The 25,336-nt window shown below is 47.7% G+C and carries 23 protein-coding genes; 19 read left to right on the plus strand and 4 right to left on the minus strand.

The window, feature by feature from the left end; translation table 11 throughout:
• Window positions 1–25 precede the first annotated feature (25 nt).
• Window positions 26–1,396 (plus strand): glycoside-pentoside-hexuronide (GPH):cation symporter, encoded by a 1,371-nt coding sequence (locus AC0THY_RS11430; protein ID WP_489990728.1) that lies wholly within the window; start codon window positions 26–28, stop codon window positions 1,394–1,396.
• A 48-nt stretch (window positions 1,397–1,444) separates the two neighbouring features.
• Complete coding sequence (uidA, locus tag AC0THY_RS11435; RefSeq protein WP_489990729.1) at window positions 1,445–3,262, plus strand: beta-glucuronidase; 1,818 nt, start codon at window positions 1,445–1,447, stop codon at window positions 3,260–3,262.
• Between the two features lie 39 nt (window positions 3,263–3,301).
• Here the strand turns inward: uidA and AC0THY_RS11440 are convergent, their stop codons facing one another.
• Window positions 3,302–4,606, minus strand: coding sequence for an alanine/glycine:cation symporter family protein (locus AC0THY_RS11440; protein ID WP_489990730.1), 1,305 nt, complete (start codon window positions 4,604–4,606; stop codon window positions 3,302–3,304).
• 205 nt (window positions 4,607–4,811) lie between these two features.
• Here AC0THY_RS11440 and sigK point away from each other — a divergent pair, with 205 nt between their 5' ends.
• From sigK to AC0THY_RS11465, 5 genes are all read left to right on the plus strand, one after another.
• A complete protein-coding gene (gene sigK, locus AC0THY_RS11445; RefSeq protein WP_489990731.1) occupies window positions 4,812–5,393 on the plus strand; it encodes an RNA polymerase sporulation sigma factor SigK in 582 nt (193 codons plus the stop codon).
• Window positions 5,394–5,891: 498 nt separating this feature from the next.
• Window positions 5,892–6,302 (plus strand): VOC family protein, encoded by a 411-nt coding sequence (locus AC0THY_RS11450; protein ID WP_489990732.1) that lies wholly within the window; start codon window positions 5,892–5,894, stop codon window positions 6,300–6,302.
• Window positions 6,303–6,387: 85 nt separating this feature from the next.
• Window positions 6,388–6,906, plus strand: a complete 519-nt coding sequence (locus AC0THY_RS11455; RefSeq protein WP_489990733.1) for a hypothetical protein — start codon at window positions 6,388–6,390, stop codon at window positions 6,904–6,906.
• 121 nt (window positions 6,907–7,027) lie between these two features.
• On the plus strand, window positions 7,028–7,267 hold the full coding sequence (locus tag AC0THY_RS11460) for a hypothetical protein (RefSeq protein ID WP_489990734.1): 240 nt from the start codon (window positions 7,028–7,030) through the stop codon (window positions 7,265–7,267).
• Between the two features lie 286 nt (window positions 7,268–7,553).
• Window positions 7,554–7,907: a TnpV protein gene (locus AC0THY_RS11465; protein ID WP_489990735.1), complete on the plus strand. Its 354-nt coding sequence runs from the start codon at window positions 7,554–7,556 to the stop codon at window positions 7,905–7,907.
• Window positions 7,908–7,976: 69 nt separating this feature from the next.
• Here AC0THY_RS11465 and AC0THY_RS11470 read toward each other — a convergent pair whose 3' ends face one another.
• Both AC0THY_RS11470 and AC0THY_RS11475 read right to left on the minus strand, forming a co-directional pair.
• A complete protein-coding gene (locus AC0THY_RS11470) occupies window positions 7,977–8,867 on the minus strand; it encodes a hypothetical protein (protein WP_489990736.1) in 891 nt (296 codons plus the stop codon).
• A gap of 53 nt (window positions 8,868–8,920) precedes the next feature.
• Entirely contained in the window at window positions 8,921–9,535 is a 615-nt protein-coding gene (locus AC0THY_RS11475) for a hypothetical protein (RefSeq protein WP_489990737.1), read from the minus strand.
• 131 nt (window positions 9,536–9,666) lie between these two features.
• Between AC0THY_RS11475 and AC0THY_RS11480 the strand changes: the two genes are divergently transcribed.
• The 4 genes from AC0THY_RS11480 (at window position 9,667) to AC0THY_RS11495 (ending at window position 15,395) form a co-directional block, all read left to right on the plus strand.
• Window positions 9,667–9,981 (plus strand): transposon-encoded TnpW family protein, encoded by a 315-nt coding sequence (locus AC0THY_RS11480; protein ID WP_489990738.1) that lies wholly within the window; start codon window positions 9,667–9,669, stop codon window positions 9,979–9,981.
• Window positions 9,981–11,774: a DUF4368 domain-containing protein gene (locus tag AC0THY_RS11485; protein WP_489990739.1), complete on the plus strand. Its 1,794-nt coding sequence runs from the start codon at window positions 9,981–9,983 to the stop codon at window positions 11,772–11,774. Before AC0THY_RS11480 ends, AC0THY_RS11485 begins: the two co-directional genes overlap by 1 nt.
• 213 nt (window positions 11,775–11,987) lie before the next feature.
• Window positions 11,988–12,896 (plus strand): helix-turn-helix domain-containing protein, encoded by a 909-nt coding sequence (locus tag AC0THY_RS11490; protein ID WP_489990740.1) that lies wholly within the window; start codon window positions 11,988–11,990, stop codon window positions 12,894–12,896.
• 1,089 nt (window positions 12,897–13,985) lie between these two features.
• A complete protein-coding gene (locus tag AC0THY_RS11495; protein ID WP_489990741.1) occupies window positions 13,986–15,395 on the plus strand; it encodes a relaxase/mobilization nuclease domain-containing protein in 1,410 nt (469 codons plus the stop codon).
• A 209-nt stretch (window positions 15,396–15,604) separates the two neighbouring features.
• Here AC0THY_RS11495 and AC0THY_RS11500 read toward each other — a convergent pair whose 3' ends face one another.
• Window positions 15,605–17,125, minus strand: coding sequence for a GntR family transcriptional regulator (locus AC0THY_RS11500; RefSeq protein WP_489990742.1), 1,521 nt, complete (start codon window positions 17,123–17,125; stop codon window positions 15,605–15,607).
• A 483-nt stretch (window positions 17,126–17,608) separates the two neighbouring features.
• Here AC0THY_RS11500 and AC0THY_RS11505 point away from each other — a divergent pair, with 483 nt between their 5' ends.
• From AC0THY_RS11505 to AC0THY_RS11540, 8 genes are all read left to right on the plus strand, one after another.
• Entirely contained in the window at window positions 17,609–18,286 is a 678-nt protein-coding gene (locus tag AC0THY_RS11505) for an MCP four helix bundle domain-containing protein (protein ID WP_489990743.1), read from the plus strand.
• Between the two features lie 89 nt (window positions 18,287–18,375).
• Complete coding sequence (locus AC0THY_RS11510; RefSeq protein ID WP_489990744.1) at window positions 18,376–20,601, plus strand: response regulator; 2,226 nt, start codon at window positions 18,376–18,378, stop codon at window positions 20,599–20,601.
• An 82-nt stretch (window positions 20,602–20,683) separates the two neighbouring features.
• Window positions 20,684–22,429, plus strand: coding sequence for a methyl-accepting chemotaxis protein (locus AC0THY_RS11515; RefSeq protein ID WP_489990745.1), 1,746 nt, complete (start codon window positions 20,684–20,686; stop codon window positions 22,427–22,429).
• Between the two features lie 18 nt (window positions 22,430–22,447).
• Complete coding sequence (locus AC0THY_RS11520; protein ID WP_489990746.1) at window positions 22,448–22,960, plus strand: chemotaxis protein CheW; 513 nt, start codon at window positions 22,448–22,450, stop codon at window positions 22,958–22,960.
• Window positions 22,961–23,100: 140 nt separating this feature from the next.
• Window positions 23,101–23,415 (plus strand): response regulator transcription factor, encoded by a 315-nt coding sequence (locus AC0THY_RS11525; RefSeq protein ID WP_489990747.1) that lies wholly within the window; start codon window positions 23,101–23,103, stop codon window positions 23,413–23,415.
• Between the two features lie 128 nt (window positions 23,416–23,543).
• The gene (locus AC0THY_RS11530; RefSeq protein WP_489990748.1) at window positions 23,544–23,798 is read left to right on the plus strand and encodes a winged helix-turn-helix domain-containing protein; all 255 of its coding nucleotides are present in this window, start codon (window positions 23,544–23,546) and stop codon (window positions 23,796–23,798) included.
• A 134-nt stretch (window positions 23,799–23,932) separates the two neighbouring features.
• Window positions 23,933–24,250 (plus strand): recombinase family protein, encoded by a 318-nt coding sequence (locus AC0THY_RS11535; protein WP_489990749.1) that lies wholly within the window; start codon window positions 23,933–23,935, stop codon window positions 24,248–24,250.
• A 469-nt stretch (window positions 24,251–24,719) separates the two neighbouring features.
• Window positions 24,720–25,268, plus strand: a complete 549-nt coding sequence (locus AC0THY_RS11540) for a 4'-phosphopantetheinyl transferase family protein (protein WP_489990750.1) — start codon at window positions 24,720–24,722, stop codon at window positions 25,266–25,268.
• Window positions 25,269–25,336: the final 68 nt, after the last annotated feature.

The raw sequence follows: 25,336 nt of genomic DNA on the forward strand, positions 1-25,336 counted from the left end.
AGAAAAGCTTCAGGAGGTAAGACATGTGAAACAGATAACATTTAAAAATAAGTTTGGCTATTTCCTGGGGGATTTCGCAAACTGTATGACCTTTGCAATGTCATCCGGATTTTTGCTGAAATTCTACACGGATGTGGCGGGCATCACAGCAGCGGCGGCCGGAACCCTGTTTTTGGTGGCAAGGATCTGGGATGCGGTGAATGATCCCCTGATGGGTGGTTTGACAGATAAGATGTTTGCCGCCAGAATGAAGAAGCATAAGGGCAGGACCGTGGACAAATTTAAGCCTTTTTTGCTGACAGGGTCCTGGCTAGTGGTAGCGGCGGCGATACTCATGTTCTTTATGCCTTCCGGACTGAGTGGATGGCAGCGTTTGCTGTGGGCCTACATCACCTATATTCTCTGGGGAATGTGCTACACTTTTGTGAACATTCCTTATGGCTCCCTGGCGGCAGTGATGACAAAAGATCCGGGAGAGAGGGCCTCCCTGTCCGTTGCCAGGGGGATTGGGGGGACGGTAGGTAATATTCTGCCGCGAATCCTGGTACCCATGGTACTCACCTATTTTGGAACGGATCAGGCGGCGAAGGGATATCTGAGCGCCATGGTATTGATGGGAATCTTAGGCTTGGTGGGGTATGTGATCACTTACTTTACGGTCCAGGAAAATATTCGTGATGAGTCACTGCACACGGCGGAAAAGGGTGGCGGAAGTTATCTGAGAGTGCTGGGCAAGAACAAGCCCTTTATCAGCGTATGTCTGGCCTCCCTGGGGATGCTGCTGGGAAATATGACAAGTATGGCCATGATGGTCTATTACTTTGAAGAGAACCTGAATAATCTGGCGGCTATGGGGATTGCCTCTGTGCTGGGTCTGATTCCGGCGCTGCTGATCGCTCCGTTTCTTTCCAGGCTGGTAAAGCGCTATTCGCTTAAAAAGGTGGTTTCCATCAGTTCCCTGTTGTCAGCCGCTGCTTTTGGAGTGGTGCTGGTGCTCCCATCCACTGTGGGAATCTACATTGTGGGTACTCTGATTGCCAATGTGTTTTTGAACGTGCCCATGACCCTGATCTGGGGAATGGTTTCAGAGTGTATAGACTACAATCAGCAGATGAACGGACAGAGGCAGGAGGGGATTATTTACGGTTCCTACAGCTTTATCCGTAAGATTGGCCAGGCTTTGGCAGGGTTCATCTCAGGAGTGGGACTGAGTGTGATTGGGTATCAGGCAGGAGCGGCCCAGAGCACAGGTACGCTGTTTGGCATCAAGTTTTTGACCCTGGGATTTCCGGCGCTGGGGATGGTAATTGCATTTATCAGCTTTCTGTTTTTATGGAACATTGACACCGGGCTTCCCAAAGAAAAGACTGTTAAGATAGATGATAAGATCAGCTGATTGAATAGCAAACCGATAATGTAATGGATTTTAAAGGAGGAAATGACAATGCTTTATCCAATTTTGACAGAGTCCAGATTGCTGGTGAATTTAGACGGGGTTTGGGACTTTAAAACAGACAATGGAAACGGAATCAAGGAGGGATGGTATGCCAAAAAATTGGAAAACCCCATGTACATGCCAGTTCCATCTTCTTATAATGACCTGAGTGAGTCCGCTGCCCTGAGGGATCACTACGGATGGGTATTTTACCAGAGGTGTTTTTCACTGCCCGAACATGCCAGGGGACAGCGGGTAGTTCTGCGGTTTGCGGCAGTGACCCATAGCGCCAGGGTGTGGCTGAACGGGAGTGAAATCGGTTCCCATAAGGGAGGTTTTCTGCCCTTTGAAATTGAAATTTCAGACAAACTGAGAGACGGGGACAATCTGCTGACCGTGGGAGTGGACAATCGGATTGACTACAGCACCCTTCCGGTGGGGAATCCGCCGGAGAAGGGAGGGGACTTTATCATGGGAGGTGCATTTGGCGGAGGAAACCGCAAAGAGCCTAAGAATAACCCAAACTTCGACTTTTTTAATTACTGCGGAATCACCAGGCCCGTAAAGATTTATACAACGCCCACAGCGTATATAAAAGATATTACCCTCACAACAGAGATAAAGAGAAAAGATGCTATTCTCAGATATCAGGTAGATACAGAGGGCGCAGGTGAGGCGCAGATAGAGATCTTTGATGAGACGGGGGAGAAGGTTGGCAGCAGTGACGGAAAAGCTGGGGAAATTCTTATAAAGGATGTCCATCTCTGGCAACCGATGAATGCCTATCTCTACCGGGTCAGGGTAACTTATGGCGAGGACTGTTATGAGGTTCCGTACGGAATCCGCAGCGTGGAGGTTAAGGGGCAGCAGTTCTTAATCAACGGCAAACCCTTTTATTTCAAAGGCTACGGCAAGCACGAGGACACCTTTCCGGCAGGCAGGGGGTTGAATATGCCAATGAATGTCAAGGATCTCTCCCTCCTGAAGTGGCAGCATGCAAACAGCTTCCGCACTAGCCACTATCCTTACAGTGAGGAGATGATGCGTCTGTGTGACAGGGAGGGGATTGTGGTGATTGATGAGACTCCTGCAGTGGGCATTCATCTGAACTTCGGAGGAGGCGCCCAGTTCCAGGGAGGAGAAAAGGTGGATACCTATGATCCCAAGAAGGGAATACAGACAGGGGAGCACCACAGGGAGGTTATCCGGGATATGATTGACAGGGATAAAAACCATGCCTGTGTGGTAATGTGGAGCATAGCCAATGAGCCAGACTCCTGCGTTCCCACTGCTCACGATTATTTTAAGCCCCTCTTTGATCTGGCAAGGGAACTGGACCCGCAGAAGCGTCCCTGTACCCTGGTGAGTATGATGAATCCCAACTTCCGCGAGGACTGCAGTCTGAAGCTCTCAGACGTGATCTGCCTGAACCGGTACTATGGTTGGTACATGGCAGGTGGAGATCTTGAGCAGGCTGAGGAGGTACTGAAAGGGGAGCTGGATTTCTGGCAGAGCACAGGAAAACCCGTAATGTTTACGGAGTACGGGGCGGATACCATCCTAGGTATGCGTGATACCCTTCCCACCCTGTACTCAGAGGAGTACCAGATTGCCTATTATAAGATGAATCATAAAGTGTTTGACGAGCACTCCTGCGTTGTTGGAGAGCAGGTGTGGAATTTTGCAGATTTTGCCACCAGTCAGAGTCTGCTGCGTGTTCAGGGGAACCACAAGGGCATCTTTACCAGGGATAGAAAGCCTAAGATGGCAGCCTACTATCTAAAAAGCAGATGGAAAAAAATCCCTGATTTTGATTACAAATCCTAACACGCGCTTCGCCGCATAAACGTCAAGACGTGCTTGAAATCAAGAGGGCGGATGAATCTGTCTTCGAAGCAGGAACAGAGCAATAATATTGGGGAATACCATAATTCCATTGATCAAGTCTGTAAATCCCCACACCAGACCCATGGGAATCACAGCGCCCAGATAGGCCATGACAATGTACAGGAAATGATATACAGGGATACCTCTTCCTCCGAAGAGGTACTCTGCACCCTTTTCTCCAAAATAACACCATCCGATCATAGTGGTGAGGGCAAAGGCGGCCAAGGCAATGGAGAGCAGCATCTCGCCGCCGGGAAGCACCCCAAAGGCGGCCAGAGTAAGGTTGCCGGCAGTTACACCCTGGACGGAGGCGGGACGATTGATAATGTTTGCAACTACCACAATACCGCTCAGGGCGCACATGACCACGGTATCCCAGAAAACGGCGGTCATGGAGATGAGACCCTGGCGTCTGGGGGAGGAGTTGCTGGCAGCGGCTGCGATGGCGGCGGTACCGATTCCGGACTCATTGGTAAAAAGGCCTCTGGCGATTCCAAAGCGCAGAGTGCTCTGAAGGGTACTGCCCACAAAGCCGCCGATGGCAGCTCCGGGGTGAAAGGCTCTGTCTAAGATCAGGCTGATGGCGGCAGGCAGGGCATTTCGGTTCAGAAAAAGCAGAAGGATACAGCAGCCTATGTAGAAAAATCCTAAAACAGGGACAATTTTCACGCAGAAATTTCCGATGGATCGGATTCCTCCCACTACCACAATTCCTGCAAAGGTAGCTGCCGCGATGCCCACGATATGGGGGGAGAGATGCCAGCAGGAGGCCGCAGCCTCGGCAATGGCATTTGCCTGGGTAGTGCACCCCACTCCAAAAGCGGCAAAGAGGGTACAGAAGGCATAGACCACTGCCAGTGACTTCTTTCCCAGTCCATGCTCCAGCACGTACATGGGTCCGCCCACAGTGGTACCGTCGGGGCGGACTTTTTTGTACAGTCCGCTTAAATAACACTCCGCGTAGGAGGTGGCCATTCCGAAGATGCCTGTCACCCAGCACCAAAAGAGGGCACCTGGCCCGCCAAGGGCAATGGCAGTGGAGACACCGACAATATTGCCGGTTCCCAGCGTGGCGGCCAGGGTGGTGGCCAGGGTGGCAAATCCGCTCAGTCCCTTTTCGGACCCAGAGGCGTCCTCAGGGGTGACTGAAAGGCGGATGGCGCGGAAGGTGAGGCGCTGCGGAAAATGAAGGCGAAGAGTAAACAGCAGATGGGTTCCGGAGAGCAGGAGCAGTACCGGGCCGCTCCACAGGAAGGTATTAAAAGACTCAAGAAAAGCAAGCATTGGATACCTCAATAGGATGTACAATATTATTACACTATATGAACAGGGTGGGCCGGACATACATAGGAAATGAAAAAAATAAAAGTATTCTGAGTTGGAAAGGCACTAATGGGCACCTTCTCTCATAAAATGAAGAAAGATACTTAGAGGTGCTTTTTTGAAGACATTTCCCAAGCCGCTTACAGCCGAGGAAGAAAAGCTATATTTGAAGAGGTACAAAGAAGGCGACATGGAAGCGCGCAGGATACTCATAGAGCGCAATCTAAGGCTGGTAGCTCATGTGGCAAAGAAATATCAGGGTCCTGACGAGGATTCGGATGATTTGATTTCCATAGGAACAATAGGGCTGATAAAAGCGGTTTCCACCTTTGACCATTCAAAAAACAACAGGCTTGCCACTTACGCAGCCAGATGTATTGACAATGAGCTGTTGATGATGCTCAGAATGCGGAAAAAGACCTCCAAGGAGGTCTCTCTTTATGAACCCATCGGTATGGATAAAGAAGGAAATGAGATCAGTCTTCTGGATATTATTGAGGGAGCCAATGTGGATATCGCAGAAATCATGGATCTGGAGGCAGATACCAGGCGGCTCTATGAGATTCTGCAGATGGCGCTCACAGAGAGGGAGCGGGAGGTGCTGAAGCTGCGCTATGGTCTGTTTGGAGAGAATGAGACCACCCAGAGGGAGATCGCGAGAGAACTGGGAATTTCCAGATCCTATGTGAGCAGGATTGAGAAGAAGACACTGGAGAAATTGCGGGAGGAGTTTGAGAAAAATGGATAACTGGAAAATTTGAATTACGTCTGAGGAGAATGGGTGATTCCAAGGTTGGCGGATCACCAGATTTGTGTTATAGAGAATAAAAAAAGCTGCTGTTTTAAATGATTTTTAATCATTAAAATGACAGCTTTTTTCATAAACGAAAAATCTAAAATTTCAATCCACAATTGTTATAATATCAAAAGCTATATAGAAATCTACCATAAAAAAATGGAAAAGTAAAATGTTTTTTGAAAGAGTTGAATTACGTGTTGATTTTTTTATATAAGAGATACAATTAAACTAAAATTCTAAAGAAGACAAGGGGCAGACGTTGACTGGTTCATCAAGGCAGATGATATTGTCTTGAAAGGCAGCCCTACACAGACAGCAGGAAACCCACAGAACCATAACAACCAGCAGACACAAGGCAAGAAATAAACTACTGTTTTGAGTTGCTAGTGGTGTTGAATAGCTGTATACTATCCCTATAAATTAGAATATGTAGAGGAGGTATTGATAATGAACGGAAAAGATGTACGTATCGGTGTGAGTCTGCTGGTCGGTGACATAGAAAATATGGTTCGATTTTATAGAGATACACTAGGCTTTCAAACTCAATGGAGTGGTGGACCTTTTGCGGATTTTGAAACTGCAAGTGGGGAACTGTCCTTATTTATGTATAGCAGGAAAGAATTTGTAAAGGCAATAGGAGAAGACTATGTACTTCCAAAGGGTATCAATCAGACATTTGAAATTGCCCTTTGGCTATCCAATTTTGCTGAGGTAGATTTGGAGTATGAGCGTCTGTCAAAGCTGGGTGTGCAGTTTCCTACGGGAGAACCTATCACTTATCCTTTCGGTATCCGCAATTTTTATGTAGCTGACCCAGAGGGGAATTTGCTTGAAATTGGAAGTACAAATGAAACATAGGCTAGAAACTCTACAAATTCCAGTTTGCAGTATTGATTAAAAATTAGATTTTGTATAAGAAATTTTTATAGGAGGGATAAATTTGATGAATGATTTATTAAGAAGCGAAGAATACAATTTCGTTAATTCTAAGGATAAGCAGTTTATAGTGGCTTTCGATTCTGAAATGTTAAAGTTAGGCTATACTTGTAACCAAACAATAGGAGAGGGATATTGTTGGGGAAGGAAAATGATTATTTACACAAAAGCAGGTGTAAAAAGCAAAAAATCATATGCTCGAATTTATTTACGTGATAGTGACCTGATTCTCCGTATGTATTTCAGCAATGTAGAAAAACATAAGCAGGCAATTGAACAAGCTCCTGACTATATTCAGCAGGCATTTACTGGTGAGTATGGAGCTTGTAAGCATTGCCATAATATGAAAGAGGATGGGACATGCAATCATAGAAAAAGCTATACGGTTCACAATCAACAGTATGAATTCTGTGACGGTTTTGCTTTTTGGTTCTTTTCTCCTGACCTTGCAAGAATACCAGATTACATCAAGTTGTTTCTAGACTTTTATCCTGATAAAAAGCGAAAAGTAAAAGTTATGTCATAATGGACTAAGGGGATTTATTAAATTTCAGTTTGTCTATAACTCTATATTCAATACCACAAGCAAACTACAAGCAGTTAGTCTATATGATTGACTGCTTTTTTATACCCAGAAAGGACGATTTATGGCGTTTTACAAATATAAAGGAAAGCGAATCAGAGCCAGCGACAAGTCCATTGTGTACCGTTTCTGTTGCGGTTCACTCCTGCTCTTGTTCGTGGCGGTCATACTGCTTCTGAATTTGGGACAGCTCATGCATACCGATCGGGACAAATTTACCCTAATCAGCAATGACGGGCCGGCTTTCACGCTCTCCCCCTGCAATTTCATAACGATTATTGTGACGACTGGTATCTGTATATAGTAAAAAGAGATTTGTTTGCTGTTGGAAAGGAGCAGAAATGTTAAGACAGCAGACAAAATTGCCAGTAAGATTATATGCACGTTTATCCAAAGATGATGGGGATACTGATAAGGAAAGCAACAGTATCAGTAACCAAGAGTTATGTTGTAAAGGGTGGATTACCCCACCAAATACAACATGACTGGCGGCTCATTTGTGGCGAATGAAAAGGCAGTTATGGGAAAGGAGCAGAATGTTAGCAAACCCTGTCGTAACTGCTATTTTACCACAAAGGAAGGAGCCAGATATGGAACTGACTTATAGAAAATGCGGAGATTATTATATCCCCGACATCGCCCTGAACGATACGGAGGACTACCAGCTTGGCAGATATAGCCGGATGCGGCAACGCTACCTAAAGGAACACCACCCCGGCGTCTACTCCCACATGCTCTTGTCGGAAACGCTTTGGACGCACCTGGCGGAGATAGACGCGGCATGTAGCGAGCGGCTGGACAGCCTTATCCGCGCTATGGCGGCGCGGGAAGGCGTGACGGAAGCCCTGAAAGCGTCAAACCAGATGGAATGGGTGGGCCGCATGAACAGCATAAGAAACCGCGCTGAGGAAATGGTTCTGGACGAGCTGGTCTATACACGATAATGAATCCACAAAAATGGGCGCAGTCATTGTAAAAGATGGCTGCGCCCGTTTTTGTGGATTCCGTTATGTTCAATCCTTCGCCCGGCTCTTGTAGACGTTGTGCTTGTTCTTGCATTGTGGGCTACAAAAGACGGCGCTGGGCCGGGAGGCGATAAACGCCTTGTTACAGTGCTTACAGCAGCGCAGGGTGGTCTTGTCGTCCGTCAGCAGGAAGCTGAACATCATCTGGACGGCCAACATCAGGGAATGGAAATCCCACACGATGGTCGGCCTGTCCAGTAGCGCGATGTGGTAGGTGGGCGCGACGCCGCCGAAGGCCGCCATGCCCTGCCGGTACAGGTCGCGGGTGGTTTCGTCTATTTTATCGTAGTCCTCATAATAGAGGAAGCTGGAGCAGAAAGTGAACGCCCAGTCCTTGAACTGCCGCGCCAGCCAGTCGTACCGCTCTGCGTACTCCCGCTGAAAGCCCATGCCCACCGCCATCGGCTTGTCCTGCATGGTCATCATTAGCGCCATCATTGTGCGGTCGGTGGTGCCCCACCGGGATTCCTTCCTCCGGTTGTTCATATCCAGCTTCTGAAACGGATAGAACAGGGCCGTGTACTCGTCCGTGGACATGGATTCTTCCTTGATAAAATGATTGGTCGGCAGATACACCGCCTCATAATCCATGAACTGCGGCGTGGTGGGAAGCGCCGTCATAAAGCCCAGGAGCCCATAACGGGACACAAAATCCATGACGCCCCTCTGCACCGCGTCCTCACCGGCCCTGTTCATAGCGAGCATCCCCACGTTTAGCGCGTCCAGCACCATCTGTTCCGCTTCCTTCAGCGGGTCGTAAATCTTCGGCGTCGCCTTTGCCGCTGGTATAACGTATCGGACACCATCCGCCCCTTCCTTCAACTCATATTCACTGTACCGCACCCAATGGGAGCTGGAATTTTGAAACAGGTTCTTCATGCTATACGCTCCATTCTGTAACCTAATATTATCTAATTTATATTACTACCATATCATCCGCCCTTGCTTTCGTCAAGGGCGGACTTTTTTCGCGCTTCTAGAAACGCCCTCTCGGTGGTTGTTAGGGATAGGCTCCTTTGCTCCCGCAGGTTGAGCCGTTCCAGCAGCTTCCGTTGCAGATTATATACCAGCAGAGCGCGCACCTTGCGGATATTGCGGTCGCTCTGTCCCCGGAGTGCCGCAATCCAGGCGCAGTCGTACAGATGGACAGCACTATAAAACAAGACTTCCTTGTGGTTCTCGGACAGCTTATGTATTAACTCCGACAAGTCGGCGTCCTCGACCAGCTCGTGCATCTCATAGGGGCAGTTAAAGAGGGTATCAATGAAGTCCCCCATCATCGCCAGCCGTCGGAAGGGGTTCATATACAGCCGGGGGAAAATCGCACCCGCCTGGGGGTCTTCCCACTCCTGTGGTTCGTCTTTAATCTCACACCCGATTTCATAGTAGCGTTCTTTTCTCTCCCGGTTCGCGTCCAGCCTGTCCCACCACTTTGTCACATTCTCAAAATCTTCCGGCGTCCTGGCGGCGTCTTCAATACGGGCCAGCGCCTCACGCTCCAGTTCCCTTTTCAGCTTCTCTTTTGCCACCGTTTCACCGCCTTCCAAATTTTTTTTGCATTTCCCTGAAAAACCGTTCCGCTATACCCCCTGTTTTTCTCCTATTAGTGAGGGAAGTAATCTGTTTGTTGTTTTAATAGGTTACTCCCCTCTGAAACCTCATAGGGGGACTGATCGCTATGCTTGATTCATCGCCCACACAAGAGAAAGGCTTTAACAGCTTACAGCCAGCGGAACGCTTTTACCAACATTATACAGGGGTTGCGGCCATAACGCAAGAAAGAGAGGCACACTTGACAGAAAAGGGATTTACATATCTGACCCGCCGGATTGGGTCCACCGTCTACAAGGTGAAGGTCTGCTTCAGCGCGGACGGGGAAACGATGGAGGACAAAATCATGCGGATGATTCAAAATGAGGCGCTGACAAACGGCCCGGACTGTGGTACAATAAAAGCGCCACAAATGAGCCGTCGGTCTGAAAGGAGCGCCTAATGGCAGCCAGACAGACGGAAACAGAACTTATTACAGCGCTTTATGAGCGCCTGTCCCGCGACGACGAGCTTTCGGGGGACAGTAACTCCATTGTGAATCAGAAAAAACGGTTGGAGGACTACGCAAGGCAGAACGGTTTTGCCAATCCCCGCCACTATACGGACGACGGATTTTCGGGCGGAAACTTTGAACGGCCCGACTGGAAACGGCTGATCGCCGACATCGAGGCGGGCAGAGTAGGCTGCGTCATCGCCTGCGATATGAGCCGGGTAGGACGCAACTATCTCCAGACCGGTTTCTATACGGAGGTCTTGTTCCGCCAGCGGGGTGTGCGTTTCATCGCCATCGGCAACGGCGTGGACAGCGCCGACCAGAACAGCGGCGAGTTTGCCCCGTTTTTGAACATCATGAACGAGTGGTATCTGCGTGATTGCAGCCGGAAACAGAAAGCGGCCTATCAGGTGCGTGGCAAGTCCGGCAAGCCTACCACCAACAGCGTGATTTACGGATACAAAAAAGACCGGTCGGACAAGCACCACTGGCTCCTCGACGAGGAAGCCGCCGCTATTGTGCGGCGCATCTTCCGGCTGAGTATCGAGGGGCATGGCGGTTACGAGATTGCCAAAATTCTTCGTGAGGAGCAGGTGGAGTGTCCTTCCTATTACATGGCCGCGAAAGGCTATGGGCGCTGGAAGAAAGCGTTAGAGAAAGCGGAGCCATATAACTGGTACGGCAACACCGTCTGTACGATTCTCTCCAAACCGGAATATATGGGGCACACGGTCAATTTCCGTTCCCACAAGGAATCCTATAAGGACAAAAGGGCGGTGCGCCACCCGCCGGAGGATTGGCTGGTATTTGAGAACACCCACGAGGCGATTGTAGACCCGGAAACGTGGCGGCTTGCCCAGCAGGTGAAAAGGACGGTGCGGCGCACGGACACCACCGGCGAGGCCAATCCCCTCACGGGGCTGGTGTTCTGCGCGGACTGCGGCGCGAAGATGTATAACCACCGGGGCGGGCGCAAAAAGTACCCGGACAAGGGGCCAGACCCCGCCACCGGCCTTTACCCCGCCGACAGCTACGACTGCTCCACCTATACCCTGACGTTCCAGAACATGACAAACAAGTGCTTTTCTCATCATATCAGCACAAAGGCGCTGCGGGCCTTGATACTGGAAACCATCCGCATGGTGAGCCGTTATGCAATCTCCAATGAGACGGAGTTTACAAAACGGGTGCGGGAAGCGTCCCAGCTCCGGCAGGCGGAGGCTGCAAAAGACCGCAAGCGGAAGTTGAACCGCGACAGGAAACGCAGCGCGGAGCTGGACGGCCTCATTAAAAAGCTCTATGAAGCCTTTGCCACCGGCAAGCTCACGGAGAAGCGGTTCGAGCTGCTGTCCGCCGAGTATGAGCGGGAACAGGCAGAGCTGGACGTTGCCATTGAGCAGGCGCAGGTAGAACTGGACGCTTTTAATGAGGACACCGCGCGGGCAGAACAGTTCCTCGCGCTGGCGAGGAAGTATACGGATTTTACCGAGCTTACCACGCCGATGCTCCATGAGTTTATTGAAAAAATTCTTGTCCACGCGCCGGACCGCTCCAGCGGGGAGCGCGTACAGGAGGTGGAGATTCACCTGAAATTCATCGGCAGGTTTGACGTGCCGATGCCGGAGCCGACGCCGGAGGAACTGGCAGAGGAAGAACGGCGGCGCAAGCGCCGGGAGGCTAACCACCGGAAGTATCTGCGGAAGAAAGAGCGGGAGCGGCAAAAGAAGCTGGCCGCCGGATAGGAAGCTGAAACATAAATCGCATAATGAACAAATGCCAGGTGGCCCGTGATTTTTCACGGGCCTTTTTTGCGCCCTGCCAGCCTCTTTCCCGCTGGTAAAAATCAGAACGAAGTTGTTTCATTCTGATTTTGAGACGGGCGACAATTTAAAATCAACCCAAAAGGCGGATACTCCCGCCGCGTATCAATGACGCGGCGAGGGTATCCGCCTTTTTTGTGTTTTGAAAGAGGAACCAACATGAATCAGGATCACTTTTCCGTGCGGTTTGGAAAACGCTTTATTATGGTGAATTACGACGTAATCATGAGCGGTCTGCTGACCGCCTATGAGATCGCCGTCTATGTGACGCTGTGCGCCTACGCCAGCAACACGGACAGGAGCTGCTTCCCGTCCTACTCCACCCTGGCACGCCGGGCCGGGTGCTGCCGCAGCACGGCTATCCGCGCCATCGCCCGGCTGGAGGAACTGGGCTTCATTGAAAAACAGAACCAGTCCAGCAAGGCCGGTGACAGCACCAGCAATCTCTATACCATCAAAACCGCCGTGACCATGCAGAAAGAGGAACCCTCCAACGAGCCGTTTCCTTCAGAACAATCGGAGACTGTGGAAAAGTCTGTGGATAACCTTCCCGCAACTGCCAAAGAAGTCACCGATTCGGAGGGGATGGTGTGTGATACGGACCAGGGTGGTGTATCTGATACACTACCCCCGGTGTACGACATACACCACCCTGGTGTACCAGATACACCCGAACTATACTTAGATAACTATAAAGATTTTTATAACTATCCTCACTCTATCTATCCGCGCGCGGGCGCGCAAACCGGCGCGGAGCGGGAGGAATTGAAGGAAGCAATCGAATACGATTATTTTGAGCAGGAGTTACCGGACAGGCTTGCCTTTGTGGATTTGCTGGTCGAGGTGATTCTGTCCCTGCGCCATGATGACAAGCCGGAGAACCGGCGTCTGCTGGCCGACCTGGATTCGCTGGCGGTTATAGAGTTTAGGGAGGATATCAAGGGTAAGGACTTGTCCGAGGTGCGCAACACCTTTGCCTGGTCACGCACGGTGTTCATGGAATTTCTGCGCAGGCGCGACCTGCTGCTGAAGGACTTCTGGTAAGCCACGATGATAAAACGGAAACCGTTTCTGTTTTAGGAATCTTCGATAGCAGCCATCACCACCGAAGATAGCGCGTCCAGAAAATCAGACGGCAGAAATGGTCATTTGATTTCGAGAAAGCAAACAGCTTAGACAAACAGATTTGACGGCAGACAGCTTATCCTTCCGCTGGTAACACAAACAACGTGAGGGAGCCCAATTCCTCCACGTTAAAGCTGTTTTTGGAAAATCACAACTGCATTTTGCAAATTTGATTTACGGTTTCGTCCAAAATCAGAAGTGCATTTTGCACTTCTGATTCAGGTCATGTGCTAACTGAAGTATCCTCATTTACCACAATCTAGCTCAACGTGGCGGACAATTTGCCCATCACGTCGGCAAAGCGAAGAATCGCGGCTATCTATGCCGGTTCTTCGCCGGACAGTGCCGTACCCGTCAGCGTACCCGGCGCGCTGCTCCGCTGGTTTTTTCACCGCCCCGCGATACTTCATGCAGAACAGCGAAACCGCAAAACAGCCTCGATGAACAGGGCATGGCTGACGGCGATTCTGTCGCGTGAGGACTACTGTGAAAACCATGTAGAACAGCGAATCGGCTTACCCATTCAGCGGGCCGGGTTTGCCGGACAGCGTATCAGATTATTCCCAAAATCAGAACGTCAAAATGTCGTTTTGATGAATCCCTTTCCAAAAACGTCAATTTGACGTTTTTAAGCGCAATGGCCTTGACGTGGTGAACGAAAAAATTCGGCCACCCGAAATCAAACCGACAAAAAGTCGTTTTGATTGGGAAAGCTTTGTAAAACCGAAGCCGCTTCGTTTTTACAACAATAATCAACGTGAACGACACAATGTCGTCCACGTGAGATGCAAAATGCAATTCACGTCAGCCACCACAAAAGGTATAACGTGAGGTGCAAAATGTGCTTCACATAATATCTGCTGATTTTTGGAATCTGGTGACCGACAAAATGACGCTGACCACAACGGAATCAAATGGGCAAAATGCCCATTTGATTTTGGGATTACATTTGAACGTGGCGGCAAATAGTTCCGCCACGCTGCGAACCGAAATCATGAACTATGGGAGGTGCAAACTTTGGCAACCACACGGATTATATCCCTGCATGGGCATAAGGGGCAGACCATCGACCAAACGCTCCATGACAGGATTGACTATGCGAAAAATCCAGACAAGACACAGGGCGGGCGGCTCGTCAGCTCCTATGAGTGCCTGCCGAACACAGCGGCGGACGAATTTGCCATGAGCAAATATCTTTACGGAGCATTGACCGGAAAGGAGCGTCCGCCGTCACAGGACGTTCTCGCTTACATGATACGCCAGTCGTTCAAGCCCGATGAGGTTACGCCGGAGCAAGCCAACGAAATCGGCTATGCTCTGGCGATGGAGTTTACAAAGGGCGAACATCAATTTATCGTAGCGACACATACGGACAAACAGCATATTCACTCGCACATCATTTTTAATTCCACCACACTGGACTGTGAGCGGAAATTTGCCAATCCGCATCAATGCGGGCGGGACGTTGCGAGAATCAGCGACCGGCTGTGCCGGGAGCATGGGCTATCCGTTGTGGAGAACCCGAAGCAGAAAGGCAAATCCTACAAGGAATGGGACGAGCGGCGCAAGGGCCAAAGCTGGAAGGGCAAGTTACAGGAAGCCATTGACCGCGTGCTGCCGGACAGCCGGGATTTTGGCGACTTTCTTGCCCGTATGCGCTCCGAGGGGTATGAGGTGAAGCTGGGCAAAAACATCTCCTTTCGCGCCCCCGGCCAGGAGCGTTTCACGCGCTCGAAAACCTTGGGGCCGGAGTATACGCCGGAAGCTCTGCGGGAGCGTCTGAGCGGCCCGCGCGGGCGTTCTGCGGCAGGAAAAACAGCACCGCAGAACCACAGCAGCAAGGTGAATCTGCTCATTGATATTCAGGCGAAGTTGCAGGCTGGAAAGGGCGTTGGATATGAAAAGTGGGCTAAAGTTTTTAACCTCAAGGAAGCTGCAAAGACGTTAAATTTTCTCACCGACAACGGCCTGACTGACTACGATGAACTGGCGGCGCGGGCCGAGGAAGCCGGACAGAAATTTGACGCCGCTTCCGCCCGTATAAAGCAGATTGAAGCGCGTTTGTCCGAGCTGTCCGAACTGCGGACGCATATCACCAGCTATTCCAAAACGCGCGCCGTTTACGCCGCGTTCCGTAAGACAAAGGACAAAAAAGAATACCGTCTGGCGCATGAAAGTGAACTTGCCATGCACGAGGCGGCGAAGAAAGCGTTTGACAAATTGGGCGGCACGAAAATTCCAACGGTGGCGCAGATACAGAAGGAATTTTCCGGCCTGCTGGCAGAGAAAAAGGAGCTGTACGAAACCTACAAGGCCGCCCGTAAAGAGATGCTTGAGTACCAGACGGCGAAGCAGAATATTGACCGTCTGCTAAGTATCCAGCCGCCCCAGGAAACGCGCCGGGAAACGGAACGCTGACCGCCGTTCTATCCGCTCTGTGCCGCGTGCCACGGGGCTTTTTACTGCCCCGCGCGAAGCGCCGGGGCCAGCGACCGAAGGGAGCGAAAGCCGCACCGCCAGGTGCGTTCTACGGGTTTGGGTGTCCCAACAAGCAGGCTGGCATATCCGAAAAGGATATCGCCAGCCCCTGCTTGCCGCTATTCCTAGAACCCCATTCCGTTTCCGAGCTATTCCCGCTTTTCCCCGCTCGGCAGGCTAATACCTTCTCCGCCTTGGTTATTTCTTGGGGCCATTACCGGCCTAATAGAAGATGTTGGATGTAATTCATCCGGCCTCAGCCCAAGCTGATATAGGCATTGCTCCGTTTTTGCCAGTTCGTCTACGATAAAATTCTTTGTCACGTCAGCAAAACTTTCATAGTCCTTTTTTTCCAAAAACCGTACAATTTTTTGTGTGAAGATATAGGCCCTACGATCAAACTCCACCGCATTTTTCGCGGAGACCTTAAGAGGGTACCCCCACAGAAAGAGAGCATACATCCTCCCATAAATCTCCCGGATCGCCATAAGCGGACAATGCTTGTAGATATGAAACAGATAACACAATATAACGCAACCGCAATCCCCGGTTTTTAAATCCTGTTTCAGTGTCGAGATGAATTCCTTTTCAGCCTCTTCCGAAAAGAGTGGAAAAATCGCGTGTGTGACCGCTTCGCAGGTATAGGCAAGGATTTCAAAAGCATGAAAATATAGCGTGAAATTTCGCCTGATGTCCGATTCTCCAAATTGTGCCGTTACATCGGGGGCTCCTTTTGGTAAAATACGAACGCCCGTTCCGTTGATCGGTTTTACCATGCCGAGGCGATGAAGCAAATCCACCGTCCGCCGAATCGTCATAAGGGATACCTGGAAGGAATCCGCCAGTTTCTTATAGGAAGGAAGAAATTCTTCATCTTGGTATTTGCCCCTTAAAATCTCATGTAAAAACCATGGTACCAAATCGTAACAGAGTTGGGGGCGCTCCCGGTAAATGCGCCAGACAAAGGGAAACTGAGACTCTTCCCTTGGAAAAAATAAATTGCGTGGTCTCTTGTAATTTGCAAAAGTTTTTAAAACTTCCTCGCCGGATGTATATATTAATTGTGGTATACGTTTTCTGTCTCTTTGCTTTCCAGCCAGTAGGATTTCCCGTAAACCTTGCCGGACGACATCCGGCGCAAGATTTTGACAATCACTTTCCTGGCAGAGCATGGAGGTGCCTTGAAACAAAATAATTTCCCAGAATAGATTCATTGCCAGAGGATTATTAAGTTTTCTTAAAATAGCAGAGTAAAACTGTGTATAATTGCCAAGCTTTATCTGATTAATCAGGCTGGATAGGTATGCGAAATCCTTGTCATCTATCCGACAAAGTCCCTCTGTTATCAGCGAAACCATAATCGGCGGAGCTGATTTGTTTAGGTCAGGCAATGTAGAATGGCGCTGGAAAAAAAACCGTTCAACATATGCGTTACGTTCCTCCTCGCTCTGTGAAAAGGCAACCTGAATACCTTTCCTACCTTGTGTGATAACATATCCTTCGTTGCGCAGACGCTTTAAAACGGTTTTCACGGTGTCAAGCGAGACAAAACAACCCTGGCTTAATTGTTCAATCGTGGGTAGCATATCCCCATATCTGTAAAACCGGGAATGAAAATGCATCACAAAATATTCATATATCAAGTCCGGCAAAAGCTGTTCATGCCGCATTTCAATGTCCCTTACTTTCTAAATTTTATTTTTGTGTCTATTATATCATTTATCTTGGAAAATTGCTAGAAAGTATTGTTTTTTTTGCAAATACAGTTTATAATGAAGATGTTTATGAACATGGCGAAAGTGAACATGGCGAAAGTGAACATGGCGAAAGTGAACATGCTGAGTTTATACAACATGACATACTGTCATTATTATGCAGTCTATATTATCAACAATACGAACAGTATATGCATGTAAAAATTGGTTATATTGCCCAAGCTATAGATATGACCCAATAGAGGCGTGCAACCAGAGAGAGGCGAATGGAGGAGGTACCTCCTCCATTCGTTTATCAATATTGATAAACGAAATTCTTCCTATTTAAAATGAAATAAGAAATTTTTAGGGGGAGGTATGAAGTAGTAGATAGACAAACATCAGCTTCACAAATACTTTTTATGATAAATTGTATTGAAAAGAGGTAGAATCAGCGTGATGAAAAATTTCAAAGATAGTATTAAATTATTTCGGCTGCATATTGTCGTTTTGCTGTTTCTGGTGGTAGGAATCATTATTGGCATAGTTAGTTTAAAAATCATGAACAAGCAAATGGAGATTCTCTATAATGAGACGTATACTGTCAATCATGCAGCTCACTCAATGAATGCAGCCTTTGAAGAAATTCAGAAGTCGATTTTTTCGGTTGCTGTAATTGATTCCCAGGACGCCGCCAATCAAGAAATTGCAAATGTCAAAGAGAATGCAACTATCCTTCAAGAGCAGATCTCCCTAATTAAACATAACTTTTCTGGAGATTCAATCATTGTAGCGAGGCTGGAAAACAATTTGGCAGAGTTAGCTCCAATGCGAGATCATGTTTTAAATTTGGCTGTCCAACGTAATCATGGCGACGCCGTTGAGTATATGGAGAACAACAATATGCCTGTTATAAAAGAAGCACGGGGGGAATTGGAACTGTTGATTGAGTCAACGGATGCTATGGGAAATAATGCATTTGCTTCGATTCATGCAACGCAACGAATTTCCATGCTCCTGCTGGTTTTCCTTGCAATCATCTGCGTGTTGTTTAGCATTGTTGTCATATCCAAACGAGCGATTTCAAAAGGAAAACAGAAAGTAGAAAATACTGATAGGTCTATTGACATTACATAAGAAAGCTTGAGAATTCTGCCTTTTGAAAGCAAACGTCTACTTCAAAATTTCATGAACGAATTTATATTGGACAAAGGAGGTCTTGCGATGTGACGCTACAGAAGAAGCTGTCAAAGGCTACAATCGTTATTTGCTTGATAGCGATTTTGTTTGCAGTAGCCAGCATTTATTCCGCAAACAGCATGAGAGCAACTGCTCAAAGCATGTACGAGCATCCCTATACGGTGACAAATACGGCCAGAGGGATGCGTTCACGTTTACTTGATATGAAACGATTCGTTAGCATATTCCTGACAACAGGTTTTGATAACGAGGAAAATGCCCGCGAACTTTTTGAAGAACGCTATAAGATGCAGAATGAAGCGATTGATTGCATCAAGGAATGCTATTTGGGCACGCAGGAAGATGTAACGGCTCTCCGTGAGGCGATGGATGATTTAATAGCGATTCAAGATGAAGCATTACAGTTTGTCGGCCAGCAGCATACGGAGGGGGAAATCCTGGATTTCATTGAAGCGCGTGTTTTTCCATACTATGATGCGGTCAATGAGAGTCTGGAAATAATAATCGTTTCATCAGATCAGAGAATATACAACCTGACTAAAACCTCCACGCATACAGCGATGGTTTCTATCGGAACCTCACTCGTGCTTACGATCATTATTATACTTCTAACGGTTTACTCAAACATGGTTGAACGGAAGAATATAAAGAAATTGAAAACGCGGGAATACGAGTTGCAGGACGCACTACTGCTTGCACAAAAAGCCAACAATGCGAAAAAGGATTTTCTTTCCCGCATGTCTCACGAGATTCGCACACCAATGAACGCAATCATTGGTATGGCCACGATTGCAGGCGCCCACCTGGATGACCGCAGCAGGCTGGAGGACTGTCTTACTAAAATTGCGTTTTCTTCCCGCCATTTGCTCTCGCTCATCAATGATGTCTTAGATATGTCAAAAATTGATGCGGGGAAATTAACAGTCCATCATGATCTGTTTCAAATACAACAGTTGACAGATTCTGTGATTTCGGTTGTCTATTCCCAAGCAAAGGCGCAGGAGAAAATCTTTACATGTGATGTTTCGGGTGTAAAACAAGATAGCTTCATCGGAGACTACTTGCGGGTTAATCAAGTCTTGCTGAATCTTCTATCCAACGCGGTCAAGTTTACCCCCAAGGGAGGGAGCATCCAGTTAAGAATCCGGCAGATGGAAAATCGAAACAGTAAAACTTTTCTCCAATTTGTTGTCAGTGATACAGGAATCGGTATGAGCGAAGAATTTATGAAGAGGATTTATCTCCCCTTTGAACAAGCCGACACGCAGATTTCACAAAAGTATGGCGGAACCGGCTTGGGTATGGCTATTACATATAATCTGGTGGATTTGCTTGGTGGAAACATTCATGTTGAAAGTAAACTGGGCGAAGGAACCACCTTTACGGTGGAATTGCCGTTTGATCTCCCTCAAGGTGTTCCGAAACACAAAACGTGGCAGTTGGATGCACTTAGTGTGTTGATCGTTGATGACGAAGAAGATGCTTGTACCCACACAAGCCTTTTGTTGAAACGGATGGGTATTATCGCACAATGCGCAATGTCTGGACACGAGGCAGTAAGGGCTGTTCTGGAGGCGCACGAAGCGGACACAGGCTACGATGTGTGCATTATTGACTGGCGGATGCTGGACATGGATGGTGTGGAAGTAACGAAGAAAATCCGTGAGAAGCTGGGGCCGGATACTTTGGTTATTGTGATCTCGGCCTATGACTGGAGCGAGATCGAGGAAGAAGCGCGCCGGGCGGGTGTCAACGCATTTATTGCAAAGCCATTGTTTGAATCCTCTCTTTATAACCTTTTGGTTTCAGTATTTGGCACAAAGCCTTCTCCCCAAAAGTCAGAAATTCCGCAAAATGATTACACGGGAAGGAGGTTTCTTATAGTAGAGGATAATGCGCTGAATATGGAGATAGCTGTTGAATTGCTTCATATGACTGGGGCATCAATAGAAAGTGCTGTCAACGGGCAGGAAGCGCAGGAAAAGTTTGAGTCTTCTCCTGCCGGATTCTATGACGCAATTTTGATGGACGTGCAAATGCCGGTAATGGATGGCTATACCGCGACAAGAAAAATTCGTGCCAGCGGCCACCCTGACGCGAAAACCATACCAATCATTGCGATGACTGCCAATACCTTTACAGAGGACATCGATGCCGCTCTTGTTTCTGGAATGAATGGACACATCACAAAGCCGGTTGACGTAAAAGCATTTTATCAAATAATCGAGGAGTTTCTTAAACCACGCAAATGATTCATTGGAGGAATGGTTTCAAAGGAATTTGACGCACTATCATTTATTTCGCAATAGTAAAAAGAAAGAGGAGAATGAGGAAATGTTAAAGAATTTGAAGATGGCAGCAAAGCTAATCTTTGGGTTTGGTACTATGTTGGTATTATCCGCGATTATGATGATCGTTGCAATTGTGAACCTGCAAAGCGTGGGAACACTGACGAATACGCTCTATCAAAGCCCTTTTACTGTATCGACGCAGAGCATTATGCTGCAAAGTGAATTGCAGTGTATGGGACGGGAAATCCGGGGGATGGTGGTGTACAAGGATACCTCCTACGGCGATTCAACATTGTCCTCTGTAAGCAGAGCCAGAGAGAACCTTGCTGTTGTGGAAAAGTGGTTTCTCGGTGATAAGCAGATGGTCGCGGATGTGAAACAGACCCTGGACAAAATTGAGAACATAGCAAAAGAGGTGAAACAGCTTGTAGCTGATGGGAAAATTGATGAAGCAACTGATAAGCTGACCTATGAGTTTAAGGACACCTTAGAATTCGGGCTGCAATCATCTCAGGGTATCGTAGACTTTGCGTTAAATAGGGCTTCGGAGTTTAATAACAGTGCCAGCGCAACATTAAAAAGCGCGACCATTTTGCTGATTGTCTTACTCGTGGCGATGGTTCTTCTTTGCGTTGTCATTGCCACGACACTTTCCAGATCTATCAGCCGCCCGGTATCTCAAATAACGGAAGCCGCGGGAAAACTTGCTGCCGGAACCTTGGATATTGAAGTTGCATACCAAGCAAAGGATGAATTGGGGTCTTTGGCTCAGGCGTTCCGAGAAATGAGCATGGTATTGAAGTCTGTGGTTAAAGACGTTGACTTACAGCTCGGTGCTATGGGTCGAGGTGATTTTACTGTCTCCCCTCAAGCAGAATACATAGGGGATTACGTTTCCATCAAAAATGCCATCACAAATATCAGTGAAAGCCTGTCGAATACCCTCAATCAGATTAATCAATCCGCCGACCAGGTTTCCAGCGGCTCCGATCAAGTTTCCAGCGGTGCTCAGGCACTCTCTCAGGGTGCGACAGAGCAGGCAAGCTCGGTGGAAGAACTTGCGGCCACGATCAATGAAATTTCTTCCCAGGTAAAAGAAACTGCGGAGAATGCCAATGAAGCCCGTAATAGAACTGACCTGACGGGAGAACAGGTGGCGTCCAGCAACCAGCAAATGCAGGAAATGATTTCTTCCATGCAGGAAATCAGTGAGAAATCCGGCCAAATCAGCAAAATTATTAAAACAATAGAGGATATTGCGTTCCAGACAAACATTTTGGCACTGAACGCTGCCGTGGAAGCGGCACGCGCTGGCGTGGCTGGCAAAGGCTTCGCCGTGGTTGCCGATGAGGTACGCAGTCTTGCCAGCAAATCCTCTGAAGCGTCCAAAAGTACCGCAGCCCTGATTGAAGGCACCGTACAAGCTGTGGAAAAGGGTACGGGAATCGCCAATGCCACAGCAGAATCGCTTCTTTCGGTTGTGGAAGGTACGAAAGAAGCGATCGCTTCCGTGGAAAAGATTGCTTCAGCCGCACAGCAACAGGCCAATTCTATCACACAGGTAACGCAAGGCATTGATCAGATTTCGAGTGTGGTGCAGACAAATTCCGCGACCGCCGAGGAGAGTGCCGCCGCCAGCGAGGAGCTGTCGGGTCAGGCTCAGATGTTAAAAAATCTTGTCAGTCAATTCAAACTTTCTACGATGCATTCCATAGGTGTAGGCTACCAAACGGAACGGAGTGCTTTGCCAGAGGCTACCGCTTCGTTCCTAAGCGATGTAAAATATTAAAGTTTGGGGGACTGTTTCTTGGAAAACAAAATAGAACAGGCTGTTTCTGTGTTAGAGGAAAACAAGGAAAATTCAGAATTGAAGTGGCTGACTTTTTTTCTGGATAAGCAGCTCTTTGGAGTTTCCATCACCAATGTGGAGCAAATCGTCAGTATGCAGCCAGTGACCGAAGTTCCAGAGTACCCCCTATTTGCGAAGGGGATTATCAACCTGCGCGGGGCGATTATTCCCGTCATTGATTTACGGGTGCGTATGGGCAAGGCGGAAATGCAATATACCGATCATACCTGTATTATCATCAACCGCGTGGACAACGAGCAAATGGGGTTTATTGTGGATGAAGTGGACGCAGTGATTGATATTCCGGGTGAGGTGATTTCGTCACCGCCCAAAATGGGCGACGATGGTGTCAACAGGTATTTGACGGGTATTGCGCGGGTGTCGGAAGATGGTTTAAAGGAAAAAATCGTCCTGTGCTTGAATGTTGCAAAAGTATTGCGGGATGATGAATTTCAAGCATTAAATGTGTAAAAAGAGAAAGAGATATTTGATGTAAAATTATTAAGGCCTTGTTATAAAAACTTAATTACTATTTTGGCAAGAGCCGTTATCCATTTATTGGACAACGGCTCTTTGCTTTTCTGCGGAAAGGTTTAGATAAGGTGAACATTATGCATATTCAAATAATAATTATTCATCCTGATTTAGACAGTGCTAAACAGTTAAAGTATGCCTTACAAAACGATATAATAAGAGCCTATTATACGCTTTCTGTCACGGAAGGAATAAGGCACCTTGTGCAGTTTCACTATCAGCTTGTCATTATTGACGTATCTTCAGGGAAAAATGATGAATTCCGGGCACTGAGAAAAGTAAGAGAGCTTTCAGCCATACCAATTTTAGCTATTTCAACCAACAGTGAAAGCGATCATATTGTACAAGCTCTTGCCATTGCTAACGATTATCGCCAAAACCCTATGCCATAGAGGTTTGCCGTGTCCATATAGCGGCGCTCCTGCGTCGTTTTGTCTATGACAGTCAGCAAGACGCGCTCGCTGTGCTCTCCAGGGAGGGCAGTTTAATGATTGACTCCCGGTGCAGGAGGGTCTACGTTTTGGAAAAGGAAATTATACTGCCCCGCAAACCGTATGACTTGATCAATCTGATGGCCTCTCATGAGGGATGGGTATTTACGCATAAACAGCTTTATCGGAATATATGGGGAGAAGATTATATAAGCTGCTCTAATGCGCCGTTGAATTGTCAAATACGAAAGCTGCGGCGCCAATTAGAAAGTGTACCGGGAGCGCCGCAATATATCAATACCATACGCGGCGTGGGATACCGATTTGACAGTAGCAAGCATTAAGCAACAGAATCTTTCAAACACCGCAGCCCTTTTTCAGAAGCTACATTTTTTATGTGGCCACCTTTTGTCATTATAAATGACAAAATTTCTAAAACAGAAGAAAATACCCTTGACAAATGCTCTCTCAGTTACAGATGTTAAGGTATCATGCAAAGGAAAAAGGCTTTGAAGTGATTGGGGAATATGTGGACGACGGTTTTTCGGGGACAACATTCAACCGCCCCGACCTAAACCGAGTGATTGAGGACGCTATGGCAGATACAGAGCCTAGCGGAATTATGGTAAAGGATATGTCCCGTTTCGGACGTAACAATGCCATAAACTGTTCTATGCTGGCTGAATTGATTGATAGTATCTATGTATATCAAGCCGAGGGGACAGGCAAAGTACGAAAACAAAAAGTAGAAATCAATTACCGATTTCTTGCAGGGTCTCAATGTGGTATTGCCTGACGGAAATGGCCGGACGGGACGGCTGCTGGTGAATCTGGAATTGATGAAAGCAGGATATCCGCCAATTGATATTAAATTTACAGATCGGATTGCCTATTATAATACTTTTGACGAATATTATGTAAAACACAATTTGGAAGTGTTAGAAGTTATTTGCAGGATATGTGAATGAAAGGCTGGATAGTTATTTGACTATGCTGGAAGATAATTCGCTTAATTTAAGTTAATTATTTTTTTGCTCTATCTGACAGGAGAGTATGTGGGCAGGATTGAGAAGAAAATGCTGGAGAAGATCAGAAAAAAGTTTGAAAAGAAAGAGAAATGAGAAGAGGTTGCTGATCACGGAGAGAACAGTTACAAGGTAAGCCCTGAGCAGCAGGTAAGCGGCTTTGGGGATTGCCTTGCCGCTTCCGGTCTTGTATAATGGAGACAAAGCAGAGAATAAGGAAGCGGCGAAAGGAGAAGGGACATGCTGTATTTGCTGGAACATCCAGATCCAAACAGGCAGCGGGAGTTGGCAAGACAGCTCCTGTTTTTCGGCCTTGCGCAGGAGTACGCTATTTCAGGGGAGGTTTGCATCTGCCGGAAGGAGGGGGGCAAGCCCTTTTTAAGGGATTATGCGGATATCCACTTTAATTACAGCCACAGCAGGCAGGGAATCCTCTGTGGGATCGACAGCATGGAGATAGGGGTGGATATTGAGCGCATCATTCCCTACCGGGAACGCCTGGCCAGACGCATCTGCCATCCGGGCGAGCTTAAGCTGCTGGAGTCTGCGCAGAATAAGGATGAGATGATGACACTCATATGGACTGCAAAGGAGAGCTATCTGAAATATCTGGGGACAGGCATACGCAGCGATTTGAGGGAATACGATCTGTCAGGGTGCTGCGAGAAGCATTTTCAAATGCAGGGCTGTCATTTCCAGATGAGTCTTCGGGAGAACTTTGGGATGGCTGTCTGCGGAGAGCGGGAGTACTGGCCTGTCAGAAAAATAGAAATATGGGAAATTACTTGAAAAATAATAAATAATAAGATATAATTAAAATCAAAAAGAGATCTAATATCTTTGATCTATATTCAAGA

The organism is Ruminococcus sp. 8Y-12, assembly GCF_058119865.1.

What these genes read in the sequence shown, in the direction of transcription:
- AC0THY_RS11440 (WP_489990730.1), bottom strand. Translation starts at nt 4,606, where the DNA reads ATGCTTGCTTTTCTTGAGTCTTTTAATACCTTCCTGTGGAGCGGCCCG.
- AC0THY_RS11505 (WP_489990743.1), top strand. Translation starts at nt 17,609, where the DNA reads ATGAAAAATTTCAAAGATAGTATTAAATTATTTCGGCTGCATATTGTC.
- AC0THY_RS11485 (WP_489990739.1), top strand. Translation starts at nt 9,981, where the DNA reads ATGGCAGCCAGACAGACGGAAACAGAACTTATTACAGCGCTTTATGAG.
- AC0THY_RS11455 (WP_489990733.1), top strand. Translation starts at nt 6,388, where the DNA reads ATGAATGATTTATTAAGAAGCGAAGAATACAATTTCGTTAATTCTAAG.
- AC0THY_RS11460 (WP_489990734.1), top strand. Translation starts at nt 7,028, where the DNA reads ATGGCGTTTTACAAATATAAAGGAAAGCGAATCAGAGCCAGCGACAAG.
- AC0THY_RS11515 (WP_489990745.1), top strand. Translation starts at nt 20,684, where the DNA reads ATGTTAAAGAATTTGAAGATGGCAGCAAAGCTAATCTTTGGGTTTGGT.
- AC0THY_RS11465 (WP_489990735.1), top strand. Translation starts at nt 7,554, where the DNA reads ATGGAACTGACTTATAGAAAATGCGGAGATTATTATATCCCCGACATC.
- AC0THY_RS11450 (WP_489990732.1), top strand. Translation starts at nt 5,892, where the DNA reads ATGAACGGAAAAGATGTACGTATCGGTGTGAGTCTGCTGGTCGGTGAC.
- AC0THY_RS11535 (WP_489990749.1), top strand. Translation starts at nt 23,933, where the DNA reads ATGTTAAGGTATCATGCAAAGGAAAAAGGCTTTGAAGTGATTGGGGAA.
- AC0THY_RS11480 (WP_489990738.1), top strand. Translation starts at nt 9,667, where the DNA reads ATGCTTGATTCATCGCCCACACAAGAGAAAGGCTTTAACAGCTTACAG.
- AC0THY_RS11500 (WP_489990742.1), bottom strand. Translation starts at nt 17,125, where the DNA reads ATGCGGCATGAACAGCTTTTGCCGGACTTGATATATGAATATTTTGTG.
- uidA (WP_489990729.1), top strand. Translation starts at nt 1,445, where the DNA reads ATGCTTTATCCAATTTTGACAGAGTCCAGATTGCTGGTGAATTTAGAC.
- AC0THY_RS11470 (WP_489990736.1), bottom strand. Translation starts at nt 8,867, where the DNA reads ATGAAGAACCTGTTTCAAAATTCCAGCTCCCATTGGGTGCGGTACAGT.
- AC0THY_RS11525 (WP_489990747.1), top strand. Translation starts at nt 23,101, where the DNA reads ATGCATATTCAAATAATAATTATTCATCCTGATTTAGACAGTGCTAAA.
- AC0THY_RS11540 (WP_489990750.1), top strand. Translation starts at nt 24,720, where the DNA reads ATGCTGTATTTGCTGGAACATCCAGATCCAAACAGGCAGCGGGAGTTG.